Origin of the sequence: Streptomyces sp. NPDC012637 (genome assembly GCF_042954805.1) — a bacterium.
Classification (GTDB): Bacteria; Actinomycetota; Actinomycetes; order Streptomycetales; family Streptomycetaceae; genus Streptomyces.
This window is the reverse complement of the sequence record NZ_JBIBDS010000007.1, coordinates 313,651-325,773: the sequence shown is the minus strand read 5'-3', so window position 1 is coordinate 325,773 and position 12,123 is coordinate 313,651. Positions and strand designations below refer to the sequence as shown.

The window sequence follows — 12,123 nt, the reverse complement described above, 5'->3', positions numbered from 1 at the left end:
AGCCCCCGTCACTACACCCGCAAAGGGGTGGGTCTCCTTGCGCACGCCCAGACTCCTCGCCGCCGTCGCCTGTACCGCCGCCCTCGCCACCGCCTGCTCCGGCGCCACCCGGCCCACGGGCACCGGAACCGGCGGCTACGCCGTCACCCCGCTGAGCCCGGCGGCCAAGGGCCCGCTGTCCTCTCTCACGTGGTCGCTCTACGCCGAGCCGTACACGCTCGACTACGCCCAGGCCTTCGACTACCCGCCCAACACCGTCCTCGCGAACGTCTGCGAGCAGCTCCTCCGGGTCACCCCCGACCTGAAGATCGAGCCCGGACTCGCCGTGAAGTGGGAGAACCCCCAGCCCGACGTCTGGGTCTACACCCTGCGCTCCGGCGTCACCTTCCACGACGGCACGGTCATGACCGCCGACGACGTCGTCGCCTCCCTCGAGCGCCAGATGGACCCCGCCACCGGCTCGCCCTGGGGCTCCGCCTTCAAGAACGTCGAGGCGATCGAGAAGACCGGCCCCCTGGAGGTCACCCTCCGGCTCACCAAGCCCGACGTCCTCCTCAACGAACTCATGGCCGCCTCGCCCGGCACCATCGAGAGCGCCGCCTTCCTCGCCAAGGCCGGCAAGGAGTACGGCGTCCCCGGCGGCAAGGTCAACTGCACCGGCCCGTACGCCCTGGACAAGTGGCAGCAGGGCGAGTCCATCACCCTCAAGAAGCACCCCGGCTACTGGGACAAGAAGCTCACGCCCAAGACCGACAGCGTCCGCTTCACCTTCGTGGAGGACGCCGCCGCCCGCACCAACACCTTCCTCTCCGGCACCGCCGACGGTGGCTACATGGTCCCCTCGTCCTCCCTCGCCCAACTGCGCGCGAGCAGCAAGGGCAAGGTGTACTTCGGCCCCAACACCGCCGCCGCCAACCTCGCCGTCCTCGACTTCAAGGGCACCCTCGGCGACCTCCGGGTCCGCAAGGCGCTGTCCATGGCGCTGGACCGCGAGAACATCATCAAGGCCGCCGCCGGCGGCATCGGCGTCCCCGCCAAGGCGCCCGCCGCCCGCGGCGCCTGGGCCCTCGTCCCGGAGCGCACCGACGGCTACTTCAAGGAACTGCCCGACCCCGTCCACGACGTCGCCGCCGCCAAGGACCTGATCGACCAGGCCGGCGCCACCGGCAAGAAGGTCACCCTGGTGACCAGCACCCTCGCCCCCGAGATCAGCGTCGTCGCCAACGCCGTCCAGGCGGCCGGCCGGCAGATCGGGCTCGACGTCCGGCTCAAGGCCGTCGCCCCCGAGGCGTACAGCAGCATCTTCGTCGACCCGAACGCCCGCAAGGGACTCGACCTCGTCATCACCAACGGCTACGACAACACGCCCGACCCGCTGGAGTTCTACCAGTACCTGCGCACCGGCGACTTCGGGAACTACGGCAACTGGTCGGACCCCGTCTACGACGCCGCCTTCGACCGGGCCGCCGCCGCGGCCGACCCCGGAGCCCGCAGCGACCTCACCGCCGAACTGCAGAAGATCGCCGTGCGCGAACTGCCGGTCATCCCGGTCTACGAGGCGCCGTACTCCGTCTACCTCGGTGACAGGATCACCGGCGCGCCCACCGGCATCGCCCAGCTCTACTACCCCTGGGCCGCGACGATCGGCGCCGCGCACTGATGAACGGTCTCGCCCGCTACCTGATCGGACGACTCGCCGGCCTCCTCGGCGTCCTGCTCGTCACCTCCTTCGTCGTCTTCGCCACCGTGCACCTCGCCCCGGGCGACCCGGTCTCCTTCCTGCTGCACGGCCGGCCCGCGACACCCGAGACCGTGGCCGCGCTGCGGGCCGAGCACCACCTCGACGACCCGGTGGCCGTGCAGTACGCCACCTGGCTCGGCGACGCCCTGCGCGGCGACTTCGGCCGCTCCGCCCAGTACCACCAGGACGTGGCCACCCTGCTCGGCACCCGGCTCGGCGGCACCTTCCTGCTCGTCGGCTACGCGGCCCTGCTCGTCGCCGTCGGCGGCGTCGGCCTCGGCGTGCTCGCCGCGCTGCGGCCCGGCACCGTCGACCGGCTCGTCCTCATCGGCACCGGCATCGCCACCGCCACGCCCTCGTTCGTCAGCGCCATCGCCCTGGTGTCGCTGTTCTCCGTGAACCTCGGCTGGTTCCCCGGCCCCGGCGGCACCCCCGAGGGCCTCGCCGACCGCCTCCACCACCTGACCCTGCCCGCCTTCGCCCTCGCGACCACCTTCGCCGGACTCCTCGCCCGCGTGACCCGCTCGGCGATGCTCGACGAACTCGGCCGCGAACACGTCGACGTGGCCCGCGCCCGCGGCGTCGCCGGCCGCACCGTCGTCCGCCGGCACGTGCTGCGCAACAGCCTCGGCCCCGTCGTCACCGTCGGCGGCACCATGCTCGCCGGCCTCCTCGTCACCACCTCGATCGTCGAGACCGCCTTCGACGTCCCCGGACTCGGCTCCCTCCTCGTCCAGTCCGTCACCGCCAAGGACTTCGCCGTCGTCCAGGCCGTCACCCTGCTCAGCGTCGCGGCCTTCGTGCTCGTCAACCTCGCCGTCGACCTCCTCGCGCCCCTCATCGACCCCCGGCTCAGCCTGATCACCCACGGGGAAGGCACCTCATGACCCTCACCGCACAACCCGGTGCGGCCGACCCCGCGGCCGCGCTGCGCAGACGCCCCGGCCTGCGCCGGCTGCGGACCCTCGGCGGCCAGGGGCCGCTGTTCACCGCCGCCCTGCTGGTCCTCGCGGCGCTCGTGCTCGTCGCCGCGCTGGCCCCGCTGCTCGCCCCGTACGACCCCGAGGCCCTGGACCTGACGGCCAGCCTCGTCGGCACCGGCGGCGACCACCTCCTCGGCACCGACCAGTCCGGCCGCGACATCCTGTCCCGGCTGCTGTACGGCGCCCGCACCGGTCTCCTCGGCCCCTTGCTCGTCGTCGCCGTCTCCACCGCGCTCGGCACCGCGCTCGGCGTGCTCGCCGGCTGGCGCGGCGGATGGGCCGACGCGGTCCTGTCCCGCTCCATGGACCTCGTCTTCGCCGTCCCCGGACTGCTCCTCGCCATCATGCTGGTGGCGGTCGTCGGCTCCGGCATGACCGCGCCCGTCGTCGCCATGGCCGTCGCCTACACCCCGTACGTCGGACGGCTCGTACGCGGCATCGCCCGCCAGGAGAAGGCGCGCCCGTACATCGAGTCGTACCGCGTCCAGGGCTGGTCCGGCTGGACCATCTGCCTGCGCCACCTCCTGCCCAACATCGCGCCCACGGTGCTCGCGCAGTCGGCGATGAACTTCGGCTACGCGCTGATGGACCTGGCCGCCCTCTCCTTCCTCGGCTTCGGCGTCCAGCCGCCGACCGCCGACTGGGGCGCCATGATCAACGAAGGCCAGTCGGCGATCCAGCAGGGCGCGATGCTGCCCGCGCTCGCGCCGTCCTTCTGCATCGTCCTCGCCGTCGTGGCGTTCGGCATCGTCGGCGAGGGCCTCGCCGACCGGATCGCGAAGCGGGAGCGGTGAGCACACCATGACCGACCACAGCAACACCACCGCGGCCGATGCCACGGACGCCGGCCGCGCCGCCGCCGGCACGCCCGTCCTGGACGTCGACCGGCTCACCCTCCGGCTCCCCGAGGGCCGGGCCGCCCGCCCCCTCCTCGACGGGGTCTCGCTGACCGTCGCGCCCGGCGAGACCGTCGGTCTCGTCGGCGAGTCCGGCTCCGGCAAGTCCGTCGCCTGCCGCAGCGTCCTCGGACTGCTGCCCGCCCGCGCCCGGGCCACGGGCGAGGTACGGGTCGCCGGACGCGACGTGCTCACCATGGACCGCGCCGCCCTCGCCGCCACCCGCGCCCGCGAGGTCGCCATGGTCTTCCAGGACCCGCGCGCCTCCGTCAACCCGCTGCGCCGCGTGGGCGACTTCGTCACCGAGGGCCTGCGGGCCACCGGCGTCCCCGCCGCCAGGGCCACCGCGCGCGCCGCGGAACTCCTCGACGCCGTCGGCATCCGCGACCCGCGCGGCGCGCTCCGCCGCCGCCCGCACGAGTTCTCCGGCGGCATGCTCCAGCGCGTCGTCATCGCCGCCGCGCTCGCGGGCGACCCGGCCCTCGTCGTCGCCGACGAACCCACCACCGCGCTCGACGTCACCACCCAGGCCGAGATCATCGCGATCCTCACCCGCCTCCAGGCCGAACGCGGCACCGGCCTGCTCTTCGTCACCCACGACCTCGAACTCGCGGCCGCCATCTGCGACCGGGTGTACGTCATGTACGCCGGCCGCATCGTCGAGACCGGCGCGACCACCGAACTCTTCGACCGGCCGCGCCACCCCTACACCGCGGGCCTGCTCTCCTGCACCCCGCGCCTCGACGCCGGGTCGGCCGCACCCCGCCCCATCGCGGGACGCCCGGTCTCCGTCGCCGAAGCCCCGCCGGGCTGCGCCTTCGCCGCCCGATGTCCGTACGTCCAGCCGCGCTGCACCCAGGAGGTGCCCGCGCTCACCGCGCACGGCGCCGGGCTCGCCGCCTGCCACCGCGCCGACGAAGGGATCCTGTCGTGACCGAGACCTCCGGCCTGGTGGTGCGCGGCCTGCGCAAGATGTATGGGGCCCACGCCGCCGTCGACGACGTGTCCTTCACCCTGGCCCCCGGCTCGTCGCTCGGCATCGTCGGCGAGTCGGGCAGCGGCAAGACCACCACCGTCCGCATGCTCGTCGGCCTCGAACGCGCCGACGCCGGGACCGTCACCCTCGACGGCCGGGACCGTTCCGCCGGCACCCGCCGCTCGGGCCTCCGCCGCGCCGAACGGCTCGCGCGGGCCAGGGAGATCCAGATGGTCTTCCAGGACCCCTATCTCTCGCTCGACCCGCGGATCACGGTCGGCGGCTGCGTCGACGAGGTGCTGCGCCTGCACTTCCGGCTCGGACCCGCGGCCCGCGAGGCCCGGGTCGCCGAACTCCTCGACCAGGTCGGGCTCGGCCCGCGGGAGGCCGCCGCACTGCCCCGCGCCCTGTCCGGCGGCCAGCGCCAGCGCGTGGCGATCGCCCGGGCCCTGGCCGCCGAACCGCGGGTCCTGGTCCTCGACGAGGCCGTGGCCGCCCTGGACGTCTCCATCCAGGCGCAGATCCTGGAACTCCTGGCCGGGATCCGGCGCGACGCGGGCGTCGGCTACCTCTTCGTGACCCACGACCTGGGCGTCGTCCGGCACATCACCGAGGAGGTCGTGGTGCTCCGCCACGGCCGCATCGTCGAGTCGGGACCCACCGACCGCGTCCTCGACGCGCCCGAACACCCCTACACGCGCCTCCTGCTGGACTCCGTCCCGCGCCGGGGCTGGGACCCGGCACGCATCGCCGAGGCCCGGGCGGCGGTCGGCGGTTGACGCCGAGGGCGGGCGGGAGCCGGGTCAACGGTCGACCAGCCGCGGCCGCGGGGCCTCCTCCGCGGCTCCCGCGTCGGTGTCGTCGGTGCCGACCGGGCCGCGGGGAAGCATCCGGTCCAGCCACTTCGGCAGCCACCAGTTGGTCCGGCCGAGGAGTGTCATGGTCGCCGGTACCAGCACCATGCGGACGACCGTGGCGTCGATGAGGATCGCGGTGGCCAGGCCGAGCCCGAACATCTTGGTGGAGGGGTCGTCGGCGACGGCGAAGGACAGGAAGACCGCCACCATGATGAGGGCGGCCGAGGTGATGATCCGGGCGGTGCCCGAGACGCCCTCGACGATCGCCGTGCCGTTGTCGCCGGTGCGCAGGTACTCCTCGCGTACGCGCGAGAGGAGGAACACCTCGTAGTCCATCGACAGGCCGAACAGGATGGCGAAGAGGAACATCGGGATGAACGACACGATAGGAACCGTCGCTTCCAGCCCGATGAGTGCGCCTCCCCAGCCCCACTGGAAGACCGCGACCATGATGCCGTAGGCCGCGCCGATGCTCAGCAGGTTCAGCAGTACCGCCTTGAGCGGTACGAGTACCGAGCGGAAGACCAGCATCAGCAGCAGGAACGACATCGCCAGCACGGCGGCGACGAACGCCGGCAGGCGCTCGCTGGTGCGCCGGCCCACGTCGGACAGGCTCGCGGCGGCGCCGCCGACGTGGGCCCTGGCCGGGCCGTGCCCGATCGCCGTGGGCAGCACGCCGCTGCGCAGCCGGGCGATGGTGTCGGCCGTGGCCTTGTCCTGAGGGCTGGTGGTCGGGAACACGACGAGGGTCGCGATGCCGGTGGCCCGGTCGACGTGCGTCGGCAGGACGGATGCGATGCCCGGATCCGCCGCGACCGCCGCGACGAGCCGGTCCAGTACTCCCGCGTCACCGGCGGGGTCCGCGGCGATGACGAGGGGACCATTGGTGCCCGGGCCGAACCCCTCGGCCACGAGGTCGTAGGCCCGGCGCTCGGTACGGCTGGGGGGCAGTGAGCCGTCGTCGGGCAGGCCGACGCGCAGGCCGAGCACGGGCAGCGTGGCGGTCAGCAGCAGCCCCGCCGCGCCGACCGCGTACGGCACCGGGTGCCGGCCGACGTGCCCGATCCAGCGCCGCCAACCGGCGGCGGGAGCGGCACTCGCCACCGCGTCCCGCCGCCGGTCGGCCCGGCCCGGCTTCCTGGCCTGCAGCGCCCTGCCGATCCGGCCGGCCCGGGCCAGGCGCGGGCCCGCCGCGCCGAGGAAGGCCGGCAGCAGCGTCACCGAGGCGAGCACCATCGTCAGGACGACGATCGAGACGGCGACTCCGCCCACCGTCATGAACGGCACGTTCGCGACGGCCAGGCCGAGGATCGACACGACGACGGTGCCGCCGGCGAAGACCACCGGCCGCCCGGCCGTCGCCACCGCTCGTCCGGCCGCCGTCTGCGGATCGAGCCCGCGCGCGAGGTACTCCCGGTGCCTGGCGAGCACGAACAGCGCGTAGTCGATGCCGACTCCGAGCCCGACCATGCTGCCCAGGACCGGTGCGAAGGTGGGGACCTCCGTCACTCCCGCCAGGACCGTCATCGTGGCGACGCCGACGGTCAGTCCGAAGACCGCCATGCCGATCGGCAGCGCGGCGGCGACGAGCGAACCGAACGCCAGGAACAGGATCGCGGCCGCCGCGAGGAGGCCGATCAGCTCGCTCACGCCGCCGTCGGGGGCGGAGAAGGCGTAGAAGAGGTTCCCGCCCATCTCGATGCGCAGCGGCAGTTCGGCGCGCAGCCGGTCGCCGAGACCGACGAGGGCGTCGAGGTCATCGGCGGACAGCCGGCTCTGGTCGGGGTACTGCACCCGGACGACCGCGATCCGCCCGTCCGCCGAGACGAGGCCGCCGCGCACGGCGCTGTCCCCGCCCGCGTCGAGCGCCCCCGCCGGGTCGCTCGTGCCGAGCACGTGCGGCAGCCGCTTCACCTCGGTCTGCAGCCCCTTGAGAGCGGTGCGCGCGCCGTCGTCGTCGAAGAACGTCGCACCCTCGTCGAGGGGGGTGACGACCACTTGGGCGGTCATCCCCTCCTGCCCGGTCCCGGCCCGCTCGATCAGTTCCGCGGCCCGTTGCGAGTCCAGTCCCGGAGCGGTCATCGAGTCCGCGGTCCGCCCGCCGAACGCGACGGCGGCCAGGACGACGAGCGTGGCGGCGACCAGCCATGCCGCGATCACCCGCCACGGATGGCGGGCGGCGCCTGCGCCCAGGCGCAACAGGGCTTTCGAGAGCATCGGGTCCTCCAACCACCTCGTCGGCCGTCCTTGTGCGGCCGCCGATGCCGAGGTTCGTCGCCACGGCGCCCCGCGGCATCGGCCCGCGGGCCGCGGTTCCGTCGGCCCCAAGTCGGAGTGGGAGCCCGTCCTTTCGGCCGATGCGCGGCGCGTCGCGGTCCCTAGGCTGAGAACCGTGCTCCGAGACGACCTGCGAACCCTGTGGACCGAACCCCGGCCGCCCGACGCACCCGCCCGGGTGTGGCGGGACTGGGCGCTGCTCGCCGCGGGCCTTGCCGGTGTGGCGCTGGAGGCCACGCTGCGCGAGAACGTCGTGTGGCGGCCGGTGGCGGTGGTGTTCACCGCATGGCTGTGCCTGCTGCCCCTGTGGCGCCGGACCCGCCCGCTGGCGATGGTGACGCTGGCGTTCGGCTCGGTGATCCTGCTCCAGCTGGCCTCGCTCGTCGCCGCACCGCGCGAGCCCGTCGGCATGTACACCGGCGCGGTCGTGCTCGTGCTGGTGTACGCGCTGCCCCGGTGGGGATCGGGACGCGAGACCGTGCTGGGCGGCGCGGTGATCCTCGCGGCCGGCGCGCTGTGTTCCGTCACGGACGAGACCCCGGTCTTCGAGAACGTCGTGGGCCTCGTCTTCCTGATGCTGCCCGGGGTGGTCGGGGCCGCCGTGCGGTTCCGGGTGACCGCCCGCGAGCGGCAGGTGGAGCAGGTGCGCTCCCGCGAGCGTGAGCAGCTCGCCCGGGAACTGCACGACACGGTGGCCCACCACGTGTCGGCCATGGTGATCATCGCCCAGGCGGGCCGGGTGCTCGCGGGCACCGACCCGTCCGCCGCCGTCGAGGCGCTGGAGGGGGTCGAGGAGGAAGGGGCGCGCACGCTGGAGGAAATGCGCGCCATGGTCGCCGCGTTGCGCGACCGCGGGGTCGGCGCCGAGCTGGCGCCCCCTGCCGGAGTCGCGGATCTGGAGCGCCTGGTGCGCACCCCGGGTGGTCGCCTCAGGGTCGACCTGGGGCTCGACGGCGAACTGGACGCGCTGCCCCCGGCCGTGGACGCGGCCGTCTACCGGATCGTGCAGGAGTCGGTGACCAACGCGCTGCGCCATGCGGTCGACGCGACCGAGCTCGTCGTCCGGGTCGCCGCGGAACGGCACGCGGTACGGGTGAGCGTGCGCGACAACGGCCGGCGCACCGGCCGGGGGCGCGACGGATACGGACTTACCGGACTTCGCGAGCGCGCGACACTGCTCGGCGGCACACTACGAGCCGGCCCGGGTACCGACCGGGGCTGGCATGTCGACGCCGAACTGCCGAGAGCGAGGAACGAGAGCGGTGTCCATTCGCGTCCTCGTCGCTGACGACCAGACGATCATCCGCACCGGGTTGCGGATCATGCTGAACGCCCAGCCCGGCATCGAGGTGGTCGGCGAGGCCGCCGACGGGTGGCAAGCGGTGCGTCTGGCCCGCGAACTACGCCCCGACGTCTGCCTGTTCGACATCCGCATGCCCGTACTCGACGGGCTCGAGGCCACCCGGCTGGTCGCCGGCCCGGGCGTCGCCGACCCGCCGGCCGTGGTCGTCATCACCACGTTCGACCTCGACGAGTACGTCTACGGTTCACTGCGTGCCGGCGCCCGCGGATTCCTCCTCAAGGACACGGGACCGGACCTTCTGGCGCAGGCCGTACGGTCGGCGTCCGACGGTGAGGCGCTCATCGCGCCCAGCGTCACCGTCCGTCTGCTCCAGGCGTTCGCGGACCTGCCCGCCGGGCGGCCCGTGGCCCAGCCGGTCTCCCCGGTCACCGCCCGCGAGGAGCAGGTGCTCCTCGCCGTCGCCCGTGGGCTGACCAACACCGAGATCGCCGACGCCCTGCACATCAGCCTCAGCACGGTGAAGACGCATCTGGCCAGCCTGATGGCCAAACTCGGCGCCCGCAACCGGGTCGAGATCGCGATGTGGGCCTACGAAACGCGCCGTATCCTCCCCGGAACCTGAGCCGGGTGCCGGGTGCCGGGTGCCGGGGCCGTGTCCCGTGAAGTCCTCACCAGGACCACCCGATGATCACGACTCGATACGCGCCCCAGGGCGCCCGTCCGGGCCGCCGTCAGGCGGAGGTCGTGTCCGCCACCGGCGTCAGCAGCGGGCGCTTCGCCGTGCGGCCGTCCCCGGACGAGCGGCCGCGGAGTCGCCGGCCGAGCCAGGGGCCGAGGAAGGTCGCCGCCCAGGCCAGCTCCGCGCCGACCGTGCGCAGTCCGCCGGCCGGGCGCGTGCCGGACGGCGGGAGCGGGTGGGCCCAGGAGCCGTCGCTGCCCGGCAGGCCGAGGGTGTCGGCGAAGGCGGCGGCGATGCGGGCGTGGCCCAGCGGGGCGGCGTGGAGGCGGTCGCGGCTCCAGAGGCGCGGGTCGCCCACCACCGGGTGGTGGGCGGTCTCCAGGACGGTGACGCCGTGGCGGCCCGCGGCCTCCCGGATGCGGGCGTTGAGCGCGGTGATCCGGGGCGCGACGGGGCGGGCCGCGGGAATGAGCCGGGTGAGATCGGGGAAGGTCAGGGTCGCGACCCGGGCACCCTGTGCGGCGAGCGCCGCGAACATCGCCTCCAGGTGCCCCGCCACCTCGTCGGCGTCGAAGCGGGGCCGCAGCAGGTCGTTGACGCCGGCGACGACCGTCGCGAGGTCGGGCTCGAGGGCCAGGGCGGGCGCGAGCTGCTCGGCCCGTACCTGGCCGGCGAGCCGGCCCCGTACGGCCAGGTTGGCGTAGCGCAGCTCCGGGTTCGACCGTGCGGCCAGTTCGGCGAGCCGGTCCGCCCAGCCGCGCAGGCCCCGGATGTCGTCGCCGTCGCCGACGCCTTCGGTCTGGCTGTCGCCGAGCGCGACGTACCGCAGATACATGGGCCCCTCCCTCAATAGGTCGCGACGACTATTATTCACTTTGTTGAGTATAAGGCTGACGGTGCAGGCGGCTGAGTCGTTTCAGGGGGGGGCAATTACAGCGTGTGATGATATGCTACGCAACGTGACAAAGGAGCCCGAGGGCATCCCTCGACACCGCACGAACGCGCCCAACCGCGTCTACTACTTCGACATCGGGGCCGGCACCTGGCAGGGAAAGGCCACCTTCCGCGTCACCTCCTGGCGTCGTCTCCTGCGCAGCCGCATCGGGTTGACGAACAAGCTCCTCGTGACCGCCATGCACACAGTCCAGCTGCTCACCGGTGCGCCAAGGCAGCACTCGACGATCGTGGCGAAGCCGCACGAGGGCGAGTTCGGTCGGGCCGACAACGTGCTCAGGATCTCCAAGTTCGGCCTGACCCTGTACCTCCTGGACGAGCAGTACGTCCTGGAGGGCAACGGGACCGGAGTCACCGTGCGCGCGGTCGAGAGGCTCGGTCCTGTGCCGCGCCTGCTCACGCGGAGCTTCACCTACTCCGCGGAGATCCGCGACGAAGGGATGGCCGCGACCTACCGCATGCCGTTGCTCGGAGCCATGTGGACCGCGAACTACCAGGTCGCTGCCGACCGCCAGAGCCTCCTCGCGGAATTGGTGTGCGACTGGGGCACGGCGACCGAGGACACCCGTCGAGTCGGCGCGCCGGTCCAGCGGGCGGCAGGAACGCACTCCCGATGACCACCGACTTCATGCTCCCCGCCGAAAAGGTCACCCTGGTGGCCGGGTTGCTCGCCGACCGGGTCGCGCAGTACGACGCCGCACGCGACCGCCGGGCCGCGTTCGCCTACACGTACTACCGCCTCACGTCGACGCTCGCCGCGGGGCTGGAGGCGGGCACTCCCGTGTTCGGCGACCCGCCCTGGGTCGCCGAACTGTGCGAGACGCTCGCCTCGGCCTACTTCAGCGCGATGGACGAGATCGACGAGTGGCTGGCAGGACGACCGGGCGGCGCCGCGGACGAAGTCCGGCCCGGGGATCTGCCGGACTCCGTCCCCGGACCGTGGCGAGACGTCTTCGCCGCTTCGAGCTTCCGGCACTCCTACGTGCTGGAAGACGTGCTCTTCTCCATGATGGCCCACATCTCGTACGACTTGCCGGAGGCGTTGCGGCGCATGGCGGCGTCCACGGGCGACCGCAGCCACATCGCGGACTTCCACCGCATGAACGAGGTGCTGGCGTCCTGCATCGACGGGGTCCAGGACGACCTCTCGTCCCGGTACATCCGTGGACTCGGCTCCTTGGACAGGCTGTTCACCCGTAGCGACGAACTGTTGACCAACTACGGGATCCGTGTCGCACGGGGCCTGGCCTGGTTCAACTGCGACAGGCTCTTGGACCCGGACGCGACCGAGGAGGCGTCGCGGTCGATCGGCAGGAGCACCGCCGCGCTCATCTCCGAGATCCGCTCGCCCGGCGACCGGAAGCTGCGCGCCGGCCTGTGGATCCTGCGCAGGTTGATTCCCGACCGCCGGCACTGGCCCGCGGCCGGAACGCCCGTCGCGTAGCGGGCCGAGACCT

The 12,123-nt window shown here is 73.3% G+C and carries 11 protein-coding genes; 9 read left to right on the top strand and 2 right to left on the bottom strand.

Annotated elements, in window-relative coordinates; all coding sequences use genetic code 11:
- Nucleotides 1-37: 37 nt before the first annotated feature.
- The 5 genes from ACFY8W_RS27275 to ACFY8W_RS27255 are packed head-to-tail and all read left to right on the top strand — an operon-like array spanning nucleotide 38 to nucleotide 5,375.
- Nucleotides 38-1,660, top strand: a complete 1,623-nt coding sequence (locus ACFY8W_RS27275) for an ABC transporter substrate-binding protein (protein ID WP_391110406.1) — start codon at nucleotides 38-40, stop codon at nucleotides 1,658-1,660.
- Nucleotides 1,660-2,628 carry an ABC transporter permease subunit gene (locus tag ACFY8W_RS27270; RefSeq protein ID WP_391110404.1) on the top strand — a complete coding sequence of 323 codons (969 nt, stop codon included), beginning with the start codon at nucleotides 1,660-1,662 and terminating at the stop codon, nucleotides 2,626-2,628. The genes ACFY8W_RS27275 and ACFY8W_RS27270 overlap by 1 nt, the downstream gene beginning before the upstream one ends.
- Complete coding sequence (locus ACFY8W_RS27265; RefSeq protein WP_391110401.1) at nucleotides 2,625-3,518, top strand: ABC transporter permease subunit; 894 nt, start codon at nucleotides 2,625-2,627, stop codon at nucleotides 3,516-3,518. Before ACFY8W_RS27270 ends, ACFY8W_RS27265 begins: the two co-directional genes overlap by 4 nt.
- Before the next feature lie 7 nt (nucleotides 3,519-3,525).
- Complete coding sequence (locus ACFY8W_RS27260) at nucleotides 3,526-4,554, top strand: oligopeptide/dipeptide ABC transporter ATP-binding protein (protein WP_391110399.1); 1,029 nt, start codon at nucleotides 3,526-3,528, stop codon at nucleotides 4,552-4,554.
- Nucleotides 4,555-4,592: 38 nt separating this feature from the next.
- On the top strand, nucleotides 4,593-5,375 hold the full coding sequence (locus ACFY8W_RS27255; RefSeq protein WP_391111055.1) for an ATP-binding cassette domain-containing protein: 783 nt from the start codon (nucleotides 4,593-4,595) through the stop codon (nucleotides 5,373-5,375).
- Between the two features lie 24 nt (nucleotides 5,376-5,399).
- Here the strand turns inward: ACFY8W_RS27255 and ACFY8W_RS27250 are convergent, their stop codons facing one another.
- Nucleotides 5,400-7,670, bottom strand: coding sequence for an MMPL family transporter (locus ACFY8W_RS27250; protein ID WP_391110396.1), 2,271 nt, complete (start codon nucleotides 7,668-7,670; stop codon nucleotides 5,400-5,402).
- Between the two features lie 175 nt (nucleotides 7,671-7,845).
- Here ACFY8W_RS27250 and ACFY8W_RS27245 point away from each other — a divergent pair, with 175 nt between their 5' ends.
- Together ACFY8W_RS27245 and ACFY8W_RS27240 are read left to right on the top strand one after the other, a co-directional pair.
- Nucleotides 7,846-9,018 carry a histidine kinase gene (locus ACFY8W_RS27245; protein WP_391110393.1) on the top strand — a complete coding sequence of 391 codons (1,173 nt, stop codon included), beginning with the start codon at nucleotides 7,846-7,848 and terminating at the stop codon, nucleotides 9,016-9,018.
- Nucleotides 8,993-9,655 (top strand): response regulator, encoded by a 663-nt coding sequence (locus ACFY8W_RS27240; protein ID WP_391110390.1) that lies wholly within the window; start codon nucleotides 8,993-8,995, stop codon nucleotides 9,653-9,655. The genes ACFY8W_RS27245 and ACFY8W_RS27240 overlap by 26 nt, the downstream gene beginning before the upstream one ends.
- 109 nt (nucleotides 9,656-9,764) lie before the next feature.
- Here ACFY8W_RS27240 and ACFY8W_RS27235 read toward each other — a convergent pair whose 3' ends face one another.
- A complete protein-coding gene (locus ACFY8W_RS27235) occupies nucleotides 9,765-10,547 on the bottom strand; it encodes a GDSL-type esterase/lipase family protein (protein WP_391110387.1) in 783 nt (260 codons plus the stop codon).
- A gap of 124 nt (nucleotides 10,548-10,671) precedes the next feature.
- On the opposite strand from ACFY8W_RS27235, the gene ACFY8W_RS27230 reads away from it, so the two are divergent.
- Nucleotides 10,672-11,283, top strand: coding sequence for a hypothetical protein (locus ACFY8W_RS27230; RefSeq protein WP_391110384.1), 612 nt, complete (start codon nucleotides 10,672-10,674; stop codon nucleotides 11,281-11,283).
- Entirely contained in the window at nucleotides 11,280-12,110 is an 831-nt protein-coding gene (locus ACFY8W_RS27225; protein ID WP_391110381.1) for a DUF5995 family protein, read from the top strand. The genes ACFY8W_RS27230 and ACFY8W_RS27225 overlap by 4 nt, the downstream gene beginning before the upstream one ends.
- Nucleotides 12,111-12,123: the final 13 nt, after the last annotated feature.